Raw genomic sequence first — 21673 nt, 5'->3', positions numbered from 1 at the left:
AGATATGGCTGATCAACGCACTCCCCTCGTGGAACTGAAAAACATCTCGATCTCCTTCGGCGGCATTCACGCCGTCGACAATGCCTCGGTCGATCTCTACCCCGGCGAAGTGGTCGCATTGCTCGGCCACAACGGCGCCGGCAAGTCGACGCTCATCAAGATCCTCTCCGGCGCCTACAAGCGCGATGGCGGCGAGATCCTGATCAATGGCGAGCCTGCCGACATCCGCAATCCGCGCGATGCCAAGAAATACGGGATCGAGACGATCTACCAGACGCTCGCCGTCGCCGACAATGTCGACGCCGCCGCCAACCTCTATCTCGGTCGCGAGCTGAAGACCCGCTGGGGCACGCTCGACGACGTCGCAATGGAGGCCTCGGCCCGCGAGGTGATGGGGCGCCTCAACCCCAACTTCAAGCGCTTCAAGGAGCCGGTGAAGGCGCTTTCGGGCGGCCAGCGGCAATCGGTGGCGATCGCCCGTGCGATCCTCTTCAACGCCCGCATCCTGATCATGGACGAGCCGACGGCAGCACTCGGCCCCCAGGAGACGGCGCAGGTCGGCGAGTTGATCAAGCAACTGAAGAAGGAAGGTATCGGCATCTTCCTCATCAGCCACGACATCCACGACGTCTTCGACCTCGCCGACCGCGTCTCGGTGATGAAGAACGGCCAGGTCGTCGGCCACGCCCGCACCGAGGATGTGACCAAGGACGAAGTGCTGGGGATGATCATCCTCGGCAAGGTGCCGCCAAAGGCCATCCCCGGCCCCGGCGCCATGCAGATCTGACCGCCGCCAGGCGACAGTCGACAACAATCACGCTCCGCCGCCCGCAAGGCCGGCGGAGTTTTCATATGCATTCACCGGACTGACGGATAAAAACGTCCGCCAAATCGCAAGCATCGGTATTTCCGAGAATTTCGCGATTGAAGCCAGCCGCAAGCTAGGCTAAGAACCACCCATCGGACAGGCGATTCAAACCGCCTTCGGCATGCACCCGTAGCTCAGCTGGATAGAGTGTTGGATTCCGATTCCAAAGGTCACAGGTTCGAATCCTGTCGGGTGCGCCAGTCTTTTCAAACGTTTATCGTATGTTTCCAAACCTGACTGCCATTCGCTCGACGGTCGCCGATGGATCACTCGCAGATTTGCGAGTCGACGCGTCCTGAAAAACTACTGGAATTGCACGGTCGCCGGCAAGTCGATAACGCTCTTCAACTGAAAGTAAGGCTTCGCTACGACGTGGAGCCCGAAACAGGGAAACGAACTCAAAAAAATCTGTCGGCACGGGAACAATATGCTCCGTTGATCGTAAAACCTTCGGGTCGTGCGGAGATTCGTTACACTTCGCTACATGCGACCCACCTCAACCTTAGCCCCGCTCCATAGTGGGGCCTTTTTTGTGTCTGCGGTCTCGCCAGACTTGCAGCGCACCTTCGTGCAGCAGCGGCATGGAAGGCTTGCGAGGCGCGCTTTGTCACGACCGCAGTTCAACAGCAACACCTCAAAAAGCAATTGACTAAGAATGATTATTGAACAGTGGCGGCTTTGAAAACAGAACCATTCGTGTATAGGATCGCGGGTGTGATTTGCGAGGCAACTGGGATACGTCCCGGCCTTATTGCTTGGACGTCCAACCAAGTTATGCCTGAACTCGCCCTAGACTTCCCGGATTCCATTTGGTAGCGAGCAATAGCAACAAGTGGTTGTAGATTTTTTCTGCCGCGTTGACTCAAAGGTCGCGCGATTTTGCCGGGGACAATACTCGCATGCCAATCCAAGTAAGACAGACTCGATATTTTTTTGTAATTTCGGCGGCTCTTCTAAGCGCCGCGAGCATCCTTCAGGGATGCCAGAGTGACACACGGAACGCCCAAACATTTAGACCGAACGACAAGTTTCTTTCGAACAAAGGCGGCTCGTCAAGCAGTGCTGAAAACGCGCCGAGCCAACCTAACTCGGCGACCCACTCAAGCCCGCCGAGCGGTATGGGCCCAGCCGGCAACGGTATGGGAGGTCCAGCCGGCAGTCCAGCCGGCAGTGGTATGGGTGGCCCTCTGCATTAAGGCAGCGCCGTTGCGTTTACCTCGACGAGCGGCGTTGTGGACGGCAGACCTATCTAGCGACTCCGCCTGCGGATAAGCTCCGCAGGCGCCTCCTCCAGGCGAATTCGCGGTATCTAGCTCTGCGACGAGCATTACGAAGTTCCGACCGATTCCGGCACGTGCGACCGTCGACTTCTCCCACCCGAATAATCACATTGATGGTGTCGCCTCGGCGCTGACATCGACGAATTATCGCGAGTGAGTCGGACTTCGGTCCGATGGTAGACAGCAATCTCTCTGCTAATTTCCGTTCCGCTGAGACTGCAAAACTCAGCACGAAAAGGGTGTCTGCCCCTGATCCGGAGCACCCTTTTCAAACTCGTTTTCGGGAATCCCCCCTTAACCCTCGGCACCGACGGTTTGCGGGCGGCCAACCTTCCAATTGATCATAGGGTATAGGTAATCTGTCGGGGCATCTTGCGTGCGATGGTGTTGCCAGTTCCATCGCATCTTAAGCGGGCGGTCGTCAAAGTCGAAGTCTGTGATTCCTTCCACAGCAATTGCTCATCGATACGGCTCTGCTTGTGACTATTGACGATGGCAGTGAGCGTGGCGGTCAGATAGGTCTGCGGATCGACGGCTCGATGAGCGAAGCAATGGTCGCCCTGTTCTCCTGCCCCTCGCCTTCAAATCGAACGTAGAACGGTCGCGCGCGTGAGCAACACGTCTTCGAGCAAGATCAACCCTGGTTTGGTAACGGCTTACCCTCGTAGCGCACGCGAAAATTCCTCCTGTGAAAATCCTGCTCGAAGCAGACGAAGACGAGTTCCAGGTCATTGGCGCTGTCGCGCTTCCCAAGGAGACTGAGCGTGACAACGATAACGCCACTGTATCCGCGCGTCAGGCGGAAAGCCGCGTTGCGGATGTCGGTCCCTTCTGGATCCCTCCGGTCTTCGCGGCGCTCATAGATGACCCAGAAGCGGGCAGCATCCCAAGTCTGCCGTAGGATTTGGCTGACCTCTGCCTTGAACTCTTCGGCATGCATTGCCGGACCCCAAGACAATGCCGTCTCGCCCGCATCGCTAACGACATTGAGGTAACCGTCATATCGGTAGGCGCCTGACAGTGACCGTTCGATCATCTCGAATGCCGTGTTTTCGGTGATTGTTGTTTTGAAGAGAATTGCCATGGAATCGCTGCGTGCCACTGCCGATATGTCGGTGAGACGGCGAGACTACTGGGTGTCACCTGGGCGAGCAACGGCGACTTAATTGTCGGGCATCCGAGTCCGCCGCATCGTTCCGGAGATCTGCCTGCCCATACCGGAGACATAGGTAACAGAACGTCCCTAAGACATGGGTGACAACCTTGTGCCGAACGGGTTCTCGATGGTTTGCAAAGTCCTCTGCTCCAGATCGATGTATCGGAGATCATAGCGCATGAAGCTGACGAGCCAAACGCCGTCATCGACCTCCTCGATGTCGAGCTCTGGCCGGCCATGACTGTGAAGATATTGATCTTCTTGCGGTACATGCAGATGCGGCCGCAATCGGTCACCAGTACGTCACGGTCGTGGAAGCGTATTTGTGCTTAGCTCCCATGAATGGGCGCAGGGGCGCGATTTCGCCTCGGGTTGGGGCCCGCATCCTCAATTCGCCAAGCTCACGCATCCGCTCGTTAGCAATTTGTTGACCATAAGCTGGCTTTACTAAGCGTGATGGATGCGGAGGTTCCCGCCCGTCGTCGAGTGTTTGGTGTGGGCGGGTTTGTTCGTGTTGAAGTATCCAGTGCAAGGATTGTCGGCCGGGGCCTTGGGCGGAATTGCCACGCTACTGTCGCGTGCGGAACGGTTGGTCGCGCAGACCATTCTGCCGGCTCTATTGGCGCTGCCGGCCCTTGTCGGCTCTGCATCATTTGCCTCGGCGGAAGATCGGGCCCTGAAGCTGTTCTTTACCCATACGGGCGAGAGGGCCACGATTACCTATAAGCGGGACGGAAAGTTCGATCCCAAAGGCCTCGCCCAGATCAATCGGTTTCTGCGCGACTGGCGACGGAACGAGCCGACCCGGATGGATCCCCGGCTGCTCGACCTGGTCTGGGAGGTGTACAAGCGCAGCGGCGGCAAGGACTACATCCATATCGTCTCCGCCTATCGTTCGCCCACCACCAACAACATGCTCCGCAACCGCTCGCGCAGCACGGGCGTCGCCAAGAAGAGCCAGCACATGCTGGGTAAGGCGATGGACTTCTACGTTCCCGGCGTGAAGCTTTCGACGCTGCGTGCGCTTGCGATGCAGATGCAGGTCGGCGGTGTCGGATATTATCCGACCTCGGGATCGCCCTTCGTGCATCTCGACGTCGGCAATGTCAGGGCCTGGCCCCGCATGTCCCGGCAGGAACTCGCTCGACTATTCCCGAATGGGCAGACGATGCATCTGCCTGCCGATGGCCGGCCGCTGCCGGGATACAATCAGGCGATTGCGAACTACAAGAAGCGCGTCGGCCCCGCCTCGATCCAGATCGCCAGCACCGCTGGAGACGACGAAGACGCAGGAACCTCGACTAGGCCGGGCGGCGACACTAGAGATAACAACCTCGTGACGGCGCTTCTGCCCACGCCCCGAAGCCGGGCAGTGAATGCGCTGGCGCTGCAGACCGGCGCGGTCGAGCGGGATGACAAACGGTCCGCTCCAGATGTTTCATCTTTGCCGATTCCGATACCGGCGATGCGGCCGCCCACCCTCGAGCACGACGCTGATATGGATGACAAACTGGAGACTGCATCGATCGGCCCAATTGATGTGCTTCCGGATAAACCGGCGCCTGCATTGCCGGGCTACGCGCGCTTCGAACCCCTCCGTGTTGCACACCAGGCCGCCAAGCAGGGCGCTGATATGATCGCCTCCCTGCCGATGACCGCTTCCTGGGAAGAAGCAAATTTCTTTGAATCGACGTCCGACGCGGCGCTGATGAAATGGGCGCTGCATTCTCCCGGCGAGGTGATGGAATTGAACGCGCCTCGCGTTTCCCCCCGCACGGTTCATCGGGAGGTCAATGTCGCGACATCCGGTGAGAACATCATTCCGCTCGCCGCCGCAGACTTGTTCGATGCCAGCCGGTTTGCGTCGCATCCAGAGGGCTGACCTCAATCATCAAGGCTTGATGCGCAGCACCTCTTACGACATGCGACTTCGGCGCGGTATCCGCTTAATGTCCCGGAGCGGTCTCTATGGGGTAGTGAGCATCCTCCCACGCGGGAAAGCCACCGGCAAAGTGGTAGACATTCTTAAACCCCCATACCAAGGCTTTGGCCGATGCGTAGGCGGAATCGCCGCAATATTTGCCATGGCATGAGAAGATCACTTCCTCCTCCCTGCTCACGGCCTTCGACAGCGTGTCCTTTGCCAAAACCTCCACGACCGATAGGTTGATGGCTCCCGGCGCATGCCCGCGACCAAAGCTCAGAGCGGTGCGCACATCGACGAGCTTGACGCCGCGGTCGTGCAGCCGCTTGGCCGTCGGGGCGTCTATTTCAGTGGCTCCCTTGATATTGTATTCCCCGTTGCTTTTGCCGATCAGGCGAGCGTATTCGTCATAGGAAATATCTGTGCCCGCTCCCTCCGGCACGCCGGCTTTGCGCAAGCCCTCCTTCAGGCGCTCGCGATAGGTCGAATCGTAGTTGAAAATGTCGCCGTACCAGTACCATCCCAGTTCCTGCACCGTCAGCGGGGAGTAGCCGGCGGGAACCGCGAGCGCGTTGTATTTTTCGATGTTATCCTGAACTCCGTCCGTCCGCCCGAGGTGGCCGAAGCTCGACACCAGCGTGGCGTAGTCTTCACTGACGTCTGATTGCCTGATCACCAGCAGTTCGAGGTTCTTCACCGCCTCCTCATATTTCTCCTGGTGGAATTGTGAAATCGCAAGAACCCTGAGATAGCTCGGCGGATATTGCGGGTCGACACGCATAGCTCGTTGCACTTCGCGTTCGGCTTCCGGAGCCTGGCCCGTTGCGTTCAAAATGCGTGCTTTGCTGAGGTGATTTTCGGGATCATTGGAATCGAGTTCCATGGCACGACTGATTTTGGCAAAGGCGTCAGCATACCGGCCCTGCCTTGCGAGCACCTCAGCGGAGATCGCATAGGCAAGCGAATTGGGCTCTCGGGTCGCAAGAGCCAAGTGCCGATCCACACGTTCCATCGCCCTCTCGAAGCCAAGGTTGGCGGCCTCCCAATTGGAAACGGCAATCCTCCAATTCGCCGAAGCGAGCGCCGCATGAGCGCGGCTGTAATCGGGGTCGAGCTCGATCGCCCTTTCGAAAAAGGGAATTGCCTTGAGGGTTTCATTCTCGCTGTCGTGGCGCAGGTGATCCCAGCCTTGCAGCAAAGCGTCGTAAGCCTGCGGGCTATTCGTCTCCGCCTGCTCGGACTGAGATCGCTCCGCCATCGTGAACTTGACGGTGAGCGCAGACACGATCTCGCCGATGACCTTATCCTGAAGCGTAAAAATCTCGTTCATCGCGCCGTCATAGCGGTCAGCCCATAGATGATGGCCGCCGAGCGCGTCTATGAGCTGTGCGTTGATGCGGACCTGGTCGCCCTGGCGGCGCACGCTGCCTTCCAGGATATAACGGACCCCGAGTTCCTCGGCCACCTGCTGAACTTTGATGGGCTTGCCCTTGTAGGCGAAGGTGGAGTTTCGAGCGATAACAAAGATGCTGGACAGCTTCGAAAGGTCCGTGATCAGATCTTCCGTCATGCCGTCGGCGAAATAGGCCTGTTCCGGATCGGAACTGAGGTTGTCGAACGGCAGGACGGCAATTGACGGCTTGTCAGGCAGCGGGAGTGCCATGCGTGCGATCGATGCCGTTTCCGCACTGGTCGTCCATGGACCCAGCCATATTGCGACGAAGGCAGCCACCAGCACCAGAGCCACCGCCGCCAGCGGTCCCCAACTGCGAAGACGCTGGATTTTGAACTGCCAACGAGGAGCGTTTCCATCGAACAGCACGCGATAGGTGCGTACGGGGCGCGCGATGTTTTTGACATGCTGCTCGCCAATAAATTCAAGCGGCAGTTCGAGCTTGCCTTGCAAATGATCGAAAGCAGTGCCGGATACAAAAAGCCCTCCGGACTCACATATCTGCTCCAGGCGAGCAGCGACGTTGACCCCATCGCCCAGCAAATCATCGCCCTCTACGACGACGTCGCCCAGATTGACGCCCATGCGGAAGAGAAGCCGGTGTTGGGGCAGGATATCCACTTGCCGTGCTGCAACCTGCTTTTGCAGGGCAACCGCACATAGGACAGCATCCACGACGGAGCCAAATTCCACGATCGCGCCATCGCCCATGAGCTTCACTGTGCGTCCGTGATATTCCGCGAGCAGTGGGTCGAAGACTTCGGAGCGCAATGCCCTCATCGCGGCCAGCGTACCGGCCTCGTCATCCTCGATAAGTCTTGAATAACCAACGATATCGACGGCGAGAATTGCAACCAGCCGCCGCTCGGCATGATCGTCTCCCATGGTCATCCTCTCCAGCGAGGTGACGAAAGCCACGCTTAGCGGATCCTTCGGTCGACGGGAACACTCCTCCGGCCTCCGCTATTCTACTCCCCTTTCCTTCTCCAGACGAATGAACTCTTTCGAAATATGGCTTATCCGGTTCGCGCTCATATCACCGCCTGCGCGACAAGCATGTCGACGTGTACGCCAATGAGTTCGTATTTCCGTTGGAACAGGCGAAGACACTTCCAGACGCATAAACCCGGCAAAATGTTGCGGTATCCTTGCCTGCCTGAAAAGGCGCGCGGGCGCCGTCATTTTGATGGTCGAACTACGATGCCCCCCGTTTCCGCGCCCGCAAACTCAGACCAAAGTCCGATCCACCCCGGACTTCGTGCCCATACAAAACGTTCGATCACTGTAATAACAATAATATATTCTCAAGTAACGAAGCGAGACGATGTGAGAAACTGCGTTGACTTCATTGGATCGCATTTACGTGACAACTTCTACTTAGAAAATGAGACCCAGAAACTGGTTGTTGTTGACAATCTTTGCACCGGACCTTTGGAAAATATAGCAGACATTCGGATGCCCGTTTCCACAGGCAACCTCAGCTCCCTGGATCCGGAACTCGTCGGAGAGGTTCTCAATACCATGCCGGCTCCTTCGATCGAACCCGCAAATGGCGGAGACCGTCTCATGGGGATAGTCGAGATCGGGCAGGTCGTCATGATCGCGCCACGATCGGCTGTAGCATCCGGTCCGGCCCGGCTGCTCGTCATCGAGCGCGGCATCGACAGAAACACCTTAAAGTAGGTACTTTTAACAATTGACATTAATAAGTGAGTATTTCTTAGAACTCTTCTAAATAATTGTCATGCATTACAGGCAATGCTAATAAACAAGTTGGTTAATCTCAAGTCACGAGGCACGAAGCAATGAAAAGCGTATTGATTTCTGGCGGGGCTGGCTTCATCGGATCCCACTTGTGTGATCGACTTTTGCTGAGGACGGATATTCAGAAGCTGGTCGTTGTTGACAACCTCTGGACCGGGCTTTTCGAAAATATCGCCCACATCCGGGACCCCCGTTTCCACTTCGTGAAATCCGACGTCGAGACGCTGCAGACCTCGGATAAATTCGACGAAATCTATCACCTTGCATCCCCCGCATCGCCGCCATGGTACATGAAGGAGCCGAAGAGAACGATCTCCGCCAATCTTCTCGGTGCGTTCCGGTTGCTCGACTTGCTGAAGAAGGGCGGACGTTTCGGTTTCACCTCTTCTTCCGAAGTCTATGGCGATCCTCTGGTGTCGCCGCAGCCGGAATCCTACAAGGGTCAGGTCGACTGCACCGGACCGCGCTCATCCTACGACGAGAGCAAAAGGTGCACGGAGTCGCTGCTGTTCGAGATGCAGCGTACCCAAGGGCTCGACGTCAAGGTCGTCCGCCCCTTCAACATCTACGGTCCGCGGACACGCTCCGACGATGGGCGCGCGGTCTCCAATTTCATCACCCAGGCCCTTTCGGGCCGCCCGATTACCGTGTTCGGCGACGGCCTTCAGTCACGCAGCTGGGGCTATGTCGATGACGTTGTCGATGGTTTCGCACGATATTTCTGGATAAATGAAACCGACTATAAGGGGCCCCTAAACGTCGGCAATGATCGCGAGATTTCGGTTCTCGAGGTCGCGCAATATGTCTCCAAACTCGTCGGCGGCGTGCCGATCGTCTTCGAGCCGTCACCGCCGCAGGACCCCACGAACAGACGGCCGGACCTGACCAATGCGCACTATGTCATGCCCGAGTGGTCGTGCAAAATCACCTACGAACAGGGCGTGGCGATGACGCTCGATTGGTTCAGGGACCAAATGAAGGCGCACGCGGCCGAATAAACCACGATGACTTTCGAGACTCGCGTCCTGGATGCAGGTGGCGTATGTTCACGGTGCGATTGAGAGAGTAATGATGCGAGAACCAATTCCGTCCGATCTGAAGGATATAAGTTTTCCCATACCGATTCACTATCTCGATCTCGCCACCTCTCACCTCGCCGATTCGCCCCCGGTCTCCGATGGGCTCGTGGTCTTTCTGTCGGATAGTCTTCCCGTAGGACAAGCCTATATCGAAAGGCCCGAGGCGGCGGCGGCACTCGCTGAGCGTGTCGTGCGGCCCGAGACGCTCGAGCATGCGCTTCAAGTCGCGCAAACCCCTGTGGGCAACCGTGACGTCAGCATTCTGATTTGCACAAAGGACCGGCCGGAGGAACTACGCCGTTGCCTGGCCTCGATCCCCAAACAGTCGCTCAGCCCCGTCGAGATCATCGTGGTGGATAATGCCTCTGCAGGCGAGGCAACGCGTCGCGTGGTCGAGGAATCGGGCGCAACCTATGTCCGTGAAGATCGAGTCGGGCTGGATTATGCGCGCAATGCGGCGGTTCGTGCGGCAAGAACCGAATTCGTCGCGTTTACGGACGATGACGTCGTCCTCCATGAGCGATGGCTGGAGAACCTGATGAAGGGGTTCGATCTGCCGGAGATCGCCTGCGTCACCGGGTTGGTCCTTCCCGGAGAACTCGCAACGCCTGCGCAGTTTATCTTCGAAAAGCATTGGGGTTTCGGCCGTGGCTATCTGCGGCAGGATTTCAATCAGGACTTCTACACCAGGGATGCACGTTACGGCGCTCCGGTCTGGACGATAGGAGCCGGCGCAAGTCAGGCCATCCGCCGCAAGGTCTTCGACGAGATCGGCCTGTTCGATGTCCGCCTGGACATGGGCGCTGCCGGATGCTCAGGCGATTCCGAATACTGGAACCGGCTCCTCCATCATGGTCATGTCTGCCGCTACGAGCCGACGGCGGTCGCCTGGCACTTTCATCGCAAGGATATGAAGGGGCTCGCCAAACAAATCTACCAATATATGAGTGGCCATGTCGCAGCCCTGCTGGTCCAGTATCAGAACACAGGAAATAACGCCAATCTGCGGCGCATCCTGCTCTCGTTTCCGAAATATTACGCCGGAAGGCTCCGAAGACGGCTTCGCAAAGGCACGACGTCGCACGACGTCTTCCTGAAGCAGGAGATGCTCGGAAGCGTAAATGGCGCTCTCTACGTTCTGCGGCGATGGAAGAGGCCCGCATGGTGATCGCCGCAACGCCTGACATTTCATTCCTCATCCCCGCCTTCAATGCAGCCGATACGCTAGCCGAATGTCTTGCCAGCCTGCAGCAGCAGTCGCGATCGAACTGGCAGGCCGTCGTTGTCGATGACGGCTCGACCGACCGCACCTGGGAGGTTCTCGAGAGCATCGCAAACACGGACAGCCGCATTCTCCCCGCCCGTCAGCCGAATGCTGGTGCGGCCGCGGCGCGAAATCACGCCGCAAGACTGGCAGCCGCGCCCCTGCTCTGCATGCTGGATGCCGACGACTGGCTGGATCCGACCTTCATCGAAAACATGCAGCCAGTGGCGGAGAATTCATCTCCAGCAGTTATCGCCTATTGCGCCTTCCGCCGCGTCGCCCCGGACGGCAGGCTTATGCAGGTAGAACAACCTCCCATCTTGACGGGAGACGTCGCCAAGCGTGAGTTCTCCTCTTTTTGTGCACTCGCCATCCATACGGTTGTCTTTCCCAGAAGCCTTTTTGAGCTAGTGGGAGGCATGGATGAGACCTTGCAGACCTGCGAGGACTGGGATCTCTGGCTTCGCATGGCCTTTTCCGGCGCCGAATTTCGTCGCGTCGACCAATGCCTCGCTTTCTATCGCATGAAGGTGGACTCGCTCTCCGGCGATCCAATCAAGATGGTGCGTGATGCCATTCGCGTGACATCGAAGGCGCAAGCGCTGCAGACGCAGCAAGGCTTGTCGGCCGAGGGGCCGGAGACAGGCTGGATAACGCCCCCCGTCAGCCAGCTGCGCATGCTCGCCTGGGTCGTGTCGGCCGGGCTCGACCCGAAGGTGGATATTGCAGCCCTTGCAGCGCTTCTGCCTGAGATGCCGGACGCTGGGGGCTACGAAAACTTTCTTGCCGGTGTAATCCTGCATGGCCTGCAGACCGGGCTCTCTATGGATCGCGCCGACGATCTCGTTGATGTGCTCGACAAATGGCGGCCGGCGTTCCTTTTGCTCATCCAGCTGATTGAGAAAAATTCCTTACCCGGCACTGGGCGCAAGATCATTGAGGCCGTGTCTTGGCACATATCCGCCGCAAACCCTTTGCGATCATTCGCGCTTGGCAATGTCCAAGTGGTCAGTGCCGCGCTCGAAACGCTTTCGCGAATCCCCAAGGCCGAGCCAGCCGACACGCTCGTCATGCACGCCCTGTCCGGCGGACAGCACGTCGGCACCTTTGTCGGGCCGCTCTGGGGCGATCTATCGATCCGGGCGCAGATCAGGCTGATCATGCATGAGATGCAGGCCGAAGAGCATCTGCAAAACCCGCCCACGCTCGCCTATATCAGTTCCTGGACAAGGGAGGCGCTACGCGGATACAGAGCCTTCGGCGGCCTCATCATCCGGAACGGCCGTCGGCGAGGACGTCTCGAACGGCTTTTGGCGCATCTCGGACGCAAGGCTCTCCTTGCCTCCGCGCCAAGCGACAAACAAGACAACGACGCCCGACTGTCCGACATCCTTCGGAATCTCGAGCGAGATCCAGCCCCACTGTTTTCAGACCCCTCTGGCCCGCAGCCGGAGGAAAGAAACGCCGCTCCCCCCGTTCGCTCGGAAGAAGAGTACTGGGAACATATCTTCGAACGTCCCGATCCATGGAACTACGTTTCGGTCTACGAGCAGGTTAAATATGAGCAGACGTTGAACCTGATCCCGGAAGGGATCGAGAAGGCCCTGGAACTCGCCTGCGCCGAAGGGATTTTCACCGAAAAGCTGGCGCGAAGGGTCGGCCGGCTGACGGCCACCGATATTTCCCAGCGGGCAATTGACAGGGCGGTCGAGCGCTGCCGAGACCATCGAAACGTCGAGCTTCGCGTGCTTGACTTCGTCAAGAGCGATGTTCCGCCCGAACAAGACCTCGTTATCTGCTCCGAAGTCCTTTACTACATGAAAGACGAGGAGATGCTTGCGGCAGTCTGTCAGAAGATGGCCGCAGCGGTGAAGCCGAACGGCTATCTGATTTCCGCCCATGCGCATATCCGTGAGGACGAACCCGCCCGGACGGGCTTCGACTGGGGCAATCCCTTCGGTGTCGGGACGATCAAACAGGTCCTGGCCGCACAAGCTGATCTGGCCCTGGAAGAGACGATCGAGACCGAACTCTACGCCATCCACCGGTTCCGAAAAGGCCCCGTGGCCGATCCCGTCCTGCGCATCGAGGGGCATGGAACCCCATTGGATGCGGATGTGGCGAAACACATCATCTGGGGACCGGCTGGCGTAAACCGCGAGGTAGCATGGACGACGGAGGTCACGACCTCGGTTCCCATTCTCATGTATCACAGGATCGCAGAGCGAGGACCCACGGCACTCCGGCGCTTCCGCACCCCGCCGGAGATCTTCCGCAGGCAGATGCAGTTCCTTCGGCGACAGGGTTTTTATACCCTGACGGCGCAGACCCTGGCGGATCTTCTGCGCAGCGGCAAGCCGATCCAGGGCCGGCCTGTCATGCTGACTTTCGACGACGCCTACCTGGACTTCCTGACGGACGCCTTCCCGATCCTTGCCGAGAATGATTTCAGCGCCGAGGTGTTCGTCGTGACCGATAAAGTCGGCGGTCGGTCAGACTGGGATTCGGCCTATGGAGAACCTGCGCCGCTGATGTCGTGGTCGAACATTCAGGAGCTGCACCAAAAGGGCATCTGCTTCGGCTCCCACCTCGCATCCCACACACCAGCCAGTGCGATGGACAACGAAGTCTTTTTGGCCGAAGCCATGCTGTCGCGCAATGCGCTGCAGAGCCGACTCGGCACCTCCGTGGAATCGATCGCGCTTCCCTATGGCGGGACAGACTTCAGGGTCCCGGGCATTCTGGCGCTTGCCGGCTACGGGATCGGCTTCACGACACGGCCGGCAAAAGCCACATTTTCCGATAATCTCTTCGGTCTGCCACGCCTCGAAGTCCGTGGCGATCACCCTCTTGAAGCCTTCCCTGAACTTATGGGCCTGCCGGGAGCTTATATCGGATGACAATACCATGACTGGCGTTGCGGCCCCTCTCATCACCGTCGTCATACCGGCTTACAACGCCGAGAAGACGCTTGCCGAAACATTGCAAAGTGTCTCCAGCCAGTCCTACGACAAGCTCGAAATCCTTGTGGTCGACGACGGGTCGCGGGATAGTACGTTCGAACTTGCCAGCGACTATGGCCTGACCGATCGCCGTGTACGGGTTCTCCGCCAGGAGAATGGAGGGGTTGCGCGCGCGCGCAACCGCGGCATCCAGGAGGCCCGCGGCCCCTACATCGCCCCGGTTGATGCCGATGACACATGGCATCCCAGCAAGATCGAGCTCCAGCTTCAGGCGCTGCGGAAATTTCCCGACGGACAGGGGGTCGCCTACAACTGGTATGCGGCGATCGACGAGAACGGCATCATTTTCGGCCATTCACGACCGGTCATGCATCAAGGAAACATCTTCGAACCTCTGCTGAGGGAAAATTTCATCGGTAATGGCAGCACACCCCTGATGCCGCGCACGGAGATCCTTCGCTGCGGCGGCTATGACGCCGGCCTGCGCGACAACGGGGCCGAGGGATGTGAAGATCTGAAACTTTATCTGGCCTTGGCCGAGACGCTGCCCTTCGCATTGGTTCCCGATTTCCTGACCGGTTATCGCTTCACCAAGGGAAATATGTCCAGCAACGCCTACCGGATGCTGAAGTCCCATGCGCTGGTGATGGCCCCGATCATCGAACGCTATCCGCAGCTTGCGCGCGATATCCGGACAGCGGAATTCAACACGGCGAGCTGGTATTTCAAGAAGGCGTTTCTTGGCAACGATTATGCGCAAGTCAACAAGCTGGCGCCGATGATGGTAAGAAAATACTCCTTACAGCTCATCGTCCATGGCGTGCAGCAAGGCTGGCGCCAGGCGAAACGCAACGCCAGGGGTATAGCAAAGCGCGCGCTCGGCAAACCTCCGGCCCGGCCAAAAACCCGCTTCGCCGGCGCGATCATTCCGCAACCCGGAACAGCATTTAGCGATCGTTTCACGGCCATGCCTGCCAGGGAAGCAACTGGCCTGACCTCTTCGCGGATGGTCAACAATGAATAGGTTTCGAAAGCCGCCTTCCGCCATGCCCGCAAGAGCCTACAACCTGGTCGTTGCGTCTCGATTTCGCGAGCTTCGGCAACTCGTACCGGCGCTGCGGCTCAAGATGACGGTAATGATCATCCTGGGAATTCTCACAGGGTTCTCGGAAATGGTCGGCATCACCTTTCTGGTCAGCCTCGTCTTTCTTCTCGGGCAGCAAGGTCCCGTTTCCGGCTCCGCCGTGGCATGGCTTCCAGCGATTTTTGGCGGCATCGACCTCAGTCTTTCGAAGCCTGTCCTGATCGGCATCCTCATCGGCTCCATCCTGTTCCGGATTTTATTGGGATGCGCCAATTCGCTCATTGCAAGCGCAGTGAACCACCGAATTAGCGACCGCATGCGAGACCGCCTCTACGCCAAGGTCTTGACCATGCCCTTCCAGCGCTTTCAAGACTATGAGCGCAGCGACCTGATCAACGTCATCGCGACCGAATCCTATGCGGTATCGTCGGCGCATGCCAGTCTGGTACGGCTGGGGGTGAATTTCGGGACGATTGTGATTTTCGGCGTCGGCATGCTGATAATGGCCTGGCCGATCGCGTTGCTGGCTCTCGCCTTCGGCTTCATCCATAATTTTGTATTGGGTTTCTTTGCCGGTGCCTACCGCCGTCTCGGTGCCTCTGCACTGGCTGCGGTGGAAGCATTGACACAGTTGAGCTGGACAACGCTGCAGACTTTGAAGGCCGTCAAAAGCTTCGGCATGGAAAAGCGCCACCAACAACTCTTCGAGGCGCTTTCCAACGACGTCGGCCAGACCTGGCGCCGGTCAGACGGGATGGGAGCGATAACCTCGCTTCTCAGCGAAATGCTGACCTTCGGGGTCATCCTGACGATCATTCTGTCCTCGGAATTCCTGCCGGTCGATTTCAAGGCGGCGCTCTCGGCCACGATCCTTCTCTACAGGCTTCAGCCGCATATCAAGGGATTTGATTCCCAGATTCTCAGCCTTTACGAGATGGAAGCGTCCCTGCAAAACGTCCTGGCCCTGCTTTCAGAGAAGGATGACATCAAGCAGGCATCGCAAGGGGAGAAGGTAAGCCGCCTGGCGGAGGCGATTGTCTTCCACAACGTCTCGTTCGCCTATGAGCGATCGAACGCCCCGGCGGTTCACGATCTCAGCTTCGCAATCAGAGCAGGCGAGACGACGGCTCTGACGGGGCCGAGTGGCTCCGGCAAAACCACGATCCTCAATATGATTCTCGATCTCAACCCGCCGACCCAGGGGCTGATCACAGTCGACGGCAGGGATCTGACAACCATCGACCATTCCAGCTGGCTGCAACTGCTCTCCGTGTCGGGCCAGGATGTTGAACTGATGGAAGGCACGGTCCTCGACAACATCCGGTTTCGTCGTGATATCTCGGAGCAGGATATCCGCTGGGCGGCCGATGTGGCCTGCGCAACGGAATTCATCAAAGATCTGCCGTATGGCTTTGATGAATGGCTGGGCGACGAGGCGATCCGGCTTTCGGGCGGACAAAGGCAGCGCATAGGTCTGGCGCGCGCGCTCGCCGGCCGGCCTCAGATCCTGCTGCTGGACGAAGCAACAAGCGCACTCGACGAAGAGACAGAAATGCGGGTGTTTTCGGCGATGAAAGAAGACGCCGGCAGAACGCTGATCGTCGTTAGCCATCGGCCCGCTGTGGCCAGGCTGATGAAGAACCGGATCGATCTCCGCCCCCCCACCCCCACATCCAAGCTCGGGTGACAGCGATGGAGATGCCAACCACATCCCGCATTCAAGTGGCCGTCATTATCCCTGCTTATAACGCCAGCCGCTACCTTGCCCACACGCTCCAGTCGGTCAGCAACCAGACCCACAAGGCACTGGAAATCGTCATCATCGACGACGGTTCGACGGACGACACGGTCTCGATCTGTCGCCGCTTCGCTGCGGGCGACCCAAGGATGCGGATTCTGTCGACCGAAAACCGTGGCGTCGCTGCGGCCCGCAATACCGGAATAAAAGCATCGAAATCCGCCTATATCGCCTTCCTCGATGCGGACGACATATGGCATCCGACCTATGTCGAAAGAATGCTTGCGGCGCTCCATCCCCTGCCGGACGCCTGGGGCGCGGTCTATGCCCTTCACCGCTTCATCGATACCGAAGGATATTGCACGAGATCCGGTTCGTCGCTGAACGCCCGCGACAGCATTCTCAACCGTCATCTCGTATTCCGCTTCGTCGGCAATGGCAGCGGCTTCATGGTTCGCCGCGCTGTCGTCGACAAGATCGGCGGCTACGATTCAAGCTATGCCAGAAAGGGGATTGGAGGATGCGAGGATTTCGATTTCGAACTCCGCACCGCTGAACATTTCAAGATCGAGACGGTGCCGTTGGGTCTGGTGGGCTATCGCTCACATTCCGCAGCCATGTCTTCAGACAGGTCGCGGATGGCGCGATCGCTTCTGGCGGTGACCGAGCGATGTATCGCTCGCAATCCCCAGCTTCCGGCATTTGTCGTCAGCTGCGCCCGCGCGTCGGCGCATCTTTATGCATTTTCAAAATTTGCCGCTTTGAAAGATTGGCCCAGCGCTGCAACCTCGCTCAAACACATTTATCATCATAGCCCTATGGTCGCCTCCGGCGTCCTCGCCAGATTGATCTTTACAAAATCTGACAGAGCCGCACGCAGGGCGTTGTCGAAAATCTGGCCAGCGAGGGAGCAAAAGCAAAAGAATCTGAGGAAATTCGAAGAGATAGACCCGCTTCTGCCCTTGGTCGGCGGTTGGTCTCGCTTCAGAACGAAGACATTGCTCAGCCGCTTATCTGAGATCGATCGGTCTGACGAATGCGCTGCGGCGACCTCATTGCAGGAGGCTTGAATCTGTCGGCTGAACGGCTGTCGACGGCGTTTTCCGCTCGGCCGCTATTGTCGCGCCGAAGAGATCGAGCGCCGTCAAACATCCAAAGGTTTGAAACCCCTCCCTTTCCATCAGCCTGGTGACTATCTCACTATTTTGTACTATGAAATTTTATATTGATGTAGAATAGCAATTGCTAAAAAAGAGAGTAATCTAAAGAAAAAAAGAACTACCCCAATAATGATCTTCGACAATGTCGAATTTAACTGAAATCATACCTACGTACAGTGCAGGCATTCCGACTGGAGGACCCGTCACCCACCCCGGCGGGTCCTCAACTTTGCTTCTCGGCTGGTTGCACAAATGCGGTCGCCGTTGTCGCTGCATCAGCGTAGATAGATCTTCCTTCGGATGACGATATTACGCTGTTGAGATCGGCTTGATGAGAAAATCCCGCATCATCGGCAAGTGACGGTCGAATTTCCGGCTTTCCCTGCTTAATATTTTGACCATAATTGCAATTTATCTCCGGATATTTCGAGATCAGCAATGAAATTGCGGAAGCGGCGCAATCGTCATGAAGTTGATATTGTTTTCCAATAGAAATTTATAATTATCGCTGCTGTTCCCAAGAAGAACGCACCCTATGATTATAGTTTGATATAATTTAAATCGTCTTATAATTGATGTTTAAATACAACCATTATCTGAAAACAATAAATTTACCTTTTGATAAATTTTATTTGTTCTACTCAATTATCGTTATTGGTTTTATTAGCTCCTTCATTTCACAAGAATCGGCGTTTAGCTTTCGGAGAAATCTCCCGAAAGTTATTTCCCTCCCCGGTTCTCAACGGTCCGACAACCTGCCGGCGCACTGGTGAGGTTGTTACGGCCGATGGCCCAATAGTCCTGGGCTGGCCGGGCGTGGAAAAGTTGCCGATGCAATTTAACACCGCCGCACGAAATATTAACAACCTGATAAATAAAGTTATTATACAATTCAATACGATCTGGACTGGCCGATTCAGCCAACAGCATTCGGCCTGTCACATCAAGTCTCGGCATATGAGGCTGTCCTTGCGGCGTCAGAAATTCCTATCCTCTTGGCGAGATATGCTTGGGCGAAGTTGGACAGTCCTGATTCAATACATCGGAGGCCCCGACATGCCCCGACCTGTGTCGAAATGGTCGCACCTCGCCAGCGAATTAACCCTTCATAAAGCATTTGCTTGCTCAACTTATAATTTGTGTCATGGTCACTGTAAGTAGCGAGGGAGCCGACCTGATGAGTGATATGGCATCGCAGATTCCGGAATTTGGTTACGATGAGCGCGTGATGATCTGCCGGAAGCAGATCGAAAAGGCGGTCTATCAGTTCATTACAAATACGAAGGTCGAGGGATGCGATCCGGCGGAAGTCGCCATGGCCATAGCAGACATTGCCGACGATTACATTTTGCTGCTGGCCCAGAAGCGCAATTTGACCCATTGAGGTCAACGGATCGGCCGCCAATCGGCCGATCGTCCGCACGATGTGTGAGACCCAAAATCGCCGCCGCTTCCGCGCGCGCGGCCCAGAACGAGGCGGGCTTCTCCCAACCTACAATTCGCGCCAGCTCACAGATGGACTTCGATTGACCGCTCACTTGCACAGCAACACATGCATAACCCCGAAAATCGGTGCCGATTTTCGGGGTTATGCATGTGTTTGAAGTGGTAGAGCGTTTCCAGTGCGTCCGATCGGACGCATGCCGGTCTAATGGCTTCTCACGCTCACTTGCGGAACCGGGGAGCTCAATTCGGCCAATTCCCTGGTCAAGCCCTCCCCGACCTCCTGCTTCACCGCCTCAAGCGCAAGGTCGAGGCAATTCGTCGCAAACGGCAGTTTGACATCCTGAGAGACCTGTCGCGCATAGGCGATCATCCGCGCCAATGCGACGAGTTCTTCCAGTCCGTCTTCTGCCCCTTGGTCTGCTTTTATCTTGACAACCGATGTCACGCCCATGCCCCATTTCTCCAATGAATTGAAGGAATGATACGCCTGTGGACGTGATCCAGCCCGTGAAAAAAGCGTGACACAACCCTCGGTGACAAATGCCGAGTTCAATTCACAATGCAGGGCGCGTGGGGAATGCGGTTTCGTGCAGTTTCCACGGCAAATCTGCATTCGAGCGAATGTCGCGGGCGTCCTGCACGGCTTTCAACAATTCCAAGGCATCGATGCGTTTTTGATCGACGGCATTCGACAAAAGTGCCGCCAGCAGCCGCGGACGATCCGGCTCGGCCAGCCCTGCACATTGCTCGACGACCGCCCGCCACGTTCGCTTCTTGAAGAATATCGCGTTTGCGGCATCTTCGAGCTCTTGACGCAACCCACTGGCCAGCTGCCCGCTATCCTGCATCACATCGAGCGTTGCGCTGACATTGACGAGCGGAACCGTCAGCGGCTTGCTGCCCAGCGCGCTCGGCGCGTGAGTGAGTGCGACGGCGGCATCGTCGACCAGCCGGCCGGTGCGATAGTCTTCGAAAATGCGGCCGATCCCGATCATGCCGAACGAATGGCATTCGGCAGCGCGCAGCGCGCCCATGCTTGCCGCCCCGAGAACCGCGACGCCCAGCGAAAGAGCATGGAGAATTTCCTTGTGCCAGACCGGTGCGGCATATTCGAAGCCGCCGTCGATCAGGCCGATGACATTGGCGCCCTGTTCCAACGCAGCCAAGACATCGCCCTGCGTCGCAGGCGGTAGGACGCCTATCCTCTCGCCGGCAAGCGACGCCGCATCGGAAAGACTGGGCCCTGCGAAAATGATCTTCAAAACCCTATTGCCCTGGCAAGCGCCCTCGTTCCAAACCGCCGGGCGCGCTCCCCCTCCGGATTTTCAAGCTCGGGAATGACAATCTTGACGACACTGAAGGGAAGCGTGTCGTCGCTAAGGCGCACGGCGATCACCGAAGCGATCCGCCTGTTGCGCAGCCGGTCGAGCACATGCTGCAGCAAGTGGGCCAGATCCTGCTGCCCATGTCCTGCCACCTCGTCATGGCCGATGGCGGCAGTGGGCGGTGCCGCAACCGCAGCGAAGGCCTGCCGCATCAGCGGCGGCAAGCATCGTGAGAACGTTGCGGAAGAAATATCGTCCCTGGCTCCGCTGATATAGGTCAGTCGGGATTGCACTGCCTCCGTCACCGCCCGAATGGCCGCGCGCACGGGAGACGGATGCGCGCCGGTGCCGCCGGTCACCTCCACGAGGCGAATGTCCCTGTCGCCGCGAAGAGCCCGACGGCCCGGAATGAGATCCCCAGGGCCCAGCATGGCGGTGAAACAGGGGATTCCGATGTCGCTGGTGATATCGAAGAGCCTGAGCGCCAATCCCGATGTTTCGATCTTGTCGATCAGCCCGCCCAAAGCGCCGTCCTTAAAGCCGCGAGGATCGACGCAACCAGCGTAACGATCCGCTTCCGCGCCCACCTGCCACAGCACATGGGCGTCACGCTCGATGCGCTCCAGGACGCCATGAAAGATCGCCTCCTCGGCATTGTTACCCGACGCCAGGCCGTCCGAAGACATCCAGTATCGCGCGTCACGGGTGCGGTCGAGCACCACCGCTTCAAAGGGGACATAAACCTCGTCGCCGGTGAGGATATTGACGCCGGCAACCCATTCCGTCTCCTCGTCCGGTCCGAGATCGGGTTTATGAAGAGCGGTCAGGCAGTTCAGCATGTCGGTCTTGCGTCCCATCGCCTGCAGACGGGAAGAGGTGCCGTGGACGAGATCGACGGAGGGTTCGCCGGCAACCGCCCGTTCGAGGGCTTCCATGACAGTGGATACTTTGGCGTCGATATCGGTCAGGCCCTTTCCCTGGGCAATCACGATCGAGCGGGAATTCGGGGCGTATGCGCACCAGACCGGGATTCCGATGTCGTCCAGTCCAGTATGTCGCGCAACTCTGGTAATGCCGAACCCGGCCAAAAGAGGTTCGACGCGGGAAAGGGTTTCCCGCGGCGACATAACCCTCTCGGAATATACGGACCAGTCCGTCAGAATGCCGGC

Annotated in this window: 16 protein-coding genes, 1 tRNA gene and 2 pseudogenes; 11 read left to right on the top strand and 8 right to left on the bottom strand. The window is 57.8% G+C overall.

Annotated features, from left to right (window positions below):
* Positions 1 to 4 precede the first annotated feature (4 nt).
* Together AC1D2N_RS01195 and AC1D2N_RS01190 are read left to right on the top strand one after the other, a co-directional pair.
* Positions 5 to 787 carry an ATP-binding cassette domain-containing protein gene (locus AC1D2N_RS01195; RefSeq protein ID WP_003542059.1) on the top strand — a complete coding sequence of 261 codons (783 nt, stop codon included), beginning with the start codon at positions 5 to 7 and terminating at the stop codon, positions 785 to 787.
* 204 nt (positions 788 to 991) lie between these two features.
* Positions 992 to 1068: transfer RNA gene (locus tag AC1D2N_RS01190), tRNA-Arg, on the top strand.
* A gap of 1517 nt (positions 1069 to 2585) precedes the next feature.
* Here AC1D2N_RS01190 and AC1D2N_RS01185 read toward each other — a convergent pair.
* The 3 genes and pseudogenes from AC1D2N_RS01185 to AC1D2N_RS01175 all read right to left on the bottom strand — a co-directional run.
* Positions 2586 to 2722 (bottom strand): annotated as a pseudogene (locus tag AC1D2N_RS01185) (transposase domain-containing protein); the annotation flags it as partial.
* Between the two features lie 60 nt (positions 2723 to 2782).
* On the bottom strand, positions 2783 to 3232 hold the full coding sequence (locus AC1D2N_RS01180) for a hypothetical protein (RefSeq protein ID WP_047618758.1): 450 nt from the start codon (positions 3230 to 3232) through the stop codon (positions 2783 to 2785).
* 159 nt (positions 3233 to 3391) lie between these two features.
* Positions 3392 to 3626, bottom strand: a pseudogene (locus tag AC1D2N_RS01175) (IS481 family transposase); the annotation flags it as partial.
* A gap of 138 nt (positions 3627 to 3764) precedes the next feature.
* On the opposite strand from AC1D2N_RS01175, the gene AC1D2N_RS01170 reads away from it, so the two are divergent.
* On the top strand, positions 3765 to 5186 hold the full coding sequence (locus tag AC1D2N_RS01170) for a peptidoglycan L,D-endopeptidase MepK (RefSeq protein ID WP_130652889.1): 1422 nt from the start codon (positions 3765 to 3767) through the stop codon (positions 5184 to 5186).
* A 64-nt stretch (positions 5187 to 5250) separates the two neighbouring features.
* Here AC1D2N_RS01170 and AC1D2N_RS01165 read toward each other — a convergent pair whose 3' ends face one another.
* Positions 5251 to 7566 (bottom strand): rhodanese-like domain-containing protein, encoded by a 2316-nt coding sequence (locus AC1D2N_RS01165; protein WP_130653558.1) that lies wholly within the window; start codon positions 7564 to 7566, stop codon positions 5251 to 5253.
* Between the two features lie 570 nt (positions 7567 to 8136).
* On the opposite strand from AC1D2N_RS01165, the gene AC1D2N_RS01160 reads away from it, so the two are divergent.
* The 7 genes from AC1D2N_RS01160 (at position 8137) to AC1D2N_RS01130 (ending at position 17643) form a co-directional block, all read left to right on the top strand.
* Positions 8137 to 8364, top strand: a complete 228-nt coding sequence (locus AC1D2N_RS01160; protein WP_130652890.1) for a hypothetical protein — start codon at positions 8137 to 8139, stop codon at positions 8362 to 8364.
* 122 nt (positions 8365 to 8486) lie between these two features.
* Positions 8487 to 9443 carry an NAD-dependent epimerase/dehydratase family protein gene (locus AC1D2N_RS01155; RefSeq protein ID WP_047618767.1) on the top strand — a complete coding sequence of 319 codons (957 nt, stop codon included), beginning with the start codon at positions 8487 to 8489 and terminating at the stop codon, positions 9441 to 9443.
* A gap of 31 nt (positions 9444 to 9474) precedes the next feature.
* Positions 9475 to 10692 carry a glycosyltransferase family 2 protein gene (locus tag AC1D2N_RS01150; RefSeq protein ID WP_130652891.1) on the top strand — a complete coding sequence of 406 codons (1218 nt, stop codon included), beginning with the start codon at positions 9475 to 9477 and terminating at the stop codon, positions 10690 to 10692.
* Positions 10686 to 13688: a trifunctional glycosyltransferase/class I SAM-dependent methyltransferase/polysaccharide deacetylase gene (locus AC1D2N_RS01145; RefSeq protein WP_130729354.1), complete on the top strand. Its 3003-nt coding sequence runs from the start codon at positions 10686 to 10688 to the stop codon at positions 13686 to 13688. Before AC1D2N_RS01150 ends, AC1D2N_RS01145 begins: the two co-directional genes overlap by 7 nt.
* A 7-nt stretch (positions 13689 to 13695) precedes the next feature.
* The gene (locus AC1D2N_RS01140) at positions 13696 to 14775 is read left to right on the top strand and encodes a glycosyltransferase family 2 protein (RefSeq protein WP_130729355.1); all 1080 of its coding nucleotides are present in this window, start codon (positions 13696 to 13698) and stop codon (positions 14773 to 14775) included.
* Positions 14768 to 16522, top strand: coding sequence for an ABC transporter ATP-binding protein (locus AC1D2N_RS01135; RefSeq protein WP_130729356.1), 1755 nt, complete (start codon positions 14768 to 14770; stop codon positions 16520 to 16522). The genes AC1D2N_RS01140 and AC1D2N_RS01135 overlap by 8 nt, the downstream gene beginning before the upstream one ends.
* Entirely contained in the window at positions 16519 to 17643 is a 1125-nt protein-coding gene (locus AC1D2N_RS01130; protein WP_047618777.1) for a glycosyltransferase family 2 protein, read from the top strand. Before AC1D2N_RS01135 ends, AC1D2N_RS01130 begins: the two co-directional genes overlap by 4 nt.
* 810 nt (positions 17644 to 18453) lie before the next feature.
* Here AC1D2N_RS01130 and AC1D2N_RS01125 read toward each other — a convergent pair.
* The gene (locus AC1D2N_RS01125; RefSeq protein ID WP_130729357.1) at positions 18454 to 18690 is read right to left on the bottom strand and encodes a hypothetical protein; all 237 of its coding nucleotides are present in this window, start codon (positions 18688 to 18690) and stop codon (positions 18454 to 18456) included.
* Between the two features lie 220 nt (positions 18691 to 18910).
* Between AC1D2N_RS01125 and AC1D2N_RS01120 the strand changes: the two genes are divergently transcribed.
* A complete protein-coding gene (locus tag AC1D2N_RS01120; RefSeq protein WP_032980530.1) occupies positions 18911 to 19117 on the top strand; it encodes a hypothetical protein in 207 nt (68 codons plus the stop codon).
* A 264-nt stretch (positions 19118 to 19381) separates the two neighbouring features.
* On the opposite strand, the gene AC1D2N_RS01115 is transcribed toward AC1D2N_RS01120, so the two are convergent.
* The 3 genes from AC1D2N_RS01115 to AC1D2N_RS01105 form a co-directional block, all read right to left on the bottom strand.
* Positions 19382 to 19630: a hypothetical protein gene (locus tag AC1D2N_RS01115; protein WP_065277190.1), complete on the bottom strand. Its 249-nt coding sequence runs from the start codon at positions 19628 to 19630 to the stop codon at positions 19382 to 19384.
* 103 nt (positions 19631 to 19733) lie between these two features.
* Positions 19734 to 20441: a TfuA-like protein gene (locus tag AC1D2N_RS01110; protein ID WP_065277191.1), complete on the bottom strand. Its 708-nt coding sequence runs from the start codon at positions 20439 to 20441 to the stop codon at positions 19734 to 19736.
* On the bottom strand, positions 20438 to 21631 hold the full coding sequence (locus AC1D2N_RS01105; protein WP_065277192.1) for a YcaO-like family protein: 1194 nt from the start codon (positions 21629 to 21631) through the stop codon (positions 20438 to 20440). The genes AC1D2N_RS01110 and AC1D2N_RS01105 overlap by 4 nt, the downstream gene beginning before the upstream one ends.
* Positions 21632 to 21673: the final 42 nt, after the last annotated feature.

Source organism: Rhizobium sp. P1_B8, assembly GCF_056406515.1.
This window is presented reverse-complemented; position numbering and strand designations above follow the sequence as displayed.

Excerpts from the sequence above, each read along its gene's own strand:
- AC1D2N_RS01195 (WP_003542059.1), top strand. The coding sequence starts at position 5 with ATGGCTGATCAACGCACTCCCCTCGTGGAACTGAAAAACATCTCGATC.
- AC1D2N_RS01180 (WP_047618758.1), bottom strand. The coding sequence starts at position 3,232 with ATGGCAATTCTCTTCAAAACAACAATCACCGAAAACACGGCATTCGAG.
- AC1D2N_RS01170 (WP_130652889.1), top strand. The coding sequence starts at position 3,765 with ATGCGGAGGTTCCCGCCCGTCGTCGAGTGTTTGGTGTGGGCGGGTTTG.
- AC1D2N_RS01165 (WP_130653558.1), bottom strand. The coding sequence starts at position 7,566 with ATGGGAGACGATCATGCCGAGCGGCGGCTGGTTGCAATTCTCGCCGTC.
- AC1D2N_RS01160 (WP_130652890.1), top strand. The coding sequence starts at position 8,137 with ATGCCCGTTTCCACAGGCAACCTCAGCTCCCTGGATCCGGAACTCGTC.
- AC1D2N_RS01155 (WP_047618767.1), top strand. The coding sequence starts at position 8,487 with ATGAAAAGCGTATTGATTTCTGGCGGGGCTGGCTTCATCGGATCCCAC.
- AC1D2N_RS01150 (WP_130652891.1), top strand. The coding sequence starts at position 9,475 with ATGCAGGTGGCGTATGTTCACGGTGCGATTGAGAGAGTAATGATGCGA.
- AC1D2N_RS01145 (WP_130729354.1), top strand. The coding sequence starts at position 10,686 with ATGGTGATCGCCGCAACGCCTGACATTTCATTCCTCATCCCCGCCTTC.
- AC1D2N_RS01140 (WP_130729355.1), top strand. The coding sequence starts at position 13,696 with ATGACTGGCGTTGCGGCCCCTCTCATCACCGTCGTCATACCGGCTTAC.
- AC1D2N_RS01135 (WP_130729356.1), top strand. The coding sequence starts at position 14,768 with ATGAATAGGTTTCGAAAGCCGCCTTCCGCCATGCCCGCAAGAGCCTAC.
- AC1D2N_RS01125 (WP_130729357.1), bottom strand. The coding sequence starts at position 18,690 with ATGCCGAGACTTGATGTGACAGGCCGAATGCTGTTGGCTGAATCGGCC.
- AC1D2N_RS01120 (WP_032980530.1), top strand. The coding sequence starts at position 18,911 with ATGAGTGATATGGCATCGCAGATTCCGGAATTTGGTTACGATGAGCGC.
- AC1D2N_RS01115 (WP_065277190.1), bottom strand. The coding sequence starts at position 19,630 with ATGGGCGTGACATCGGTTGTCAAGATAAAAGCAGACCAAGGGGCAGAA.
- AC1D2N_RS01105 (WP_065277192.1), bottom strand. The coding sequence starts at position 21,631 with ATGTCGCCGCGGGAAACCCTTTCCCGCGTCGAACCTCTTTTGGCCGGG.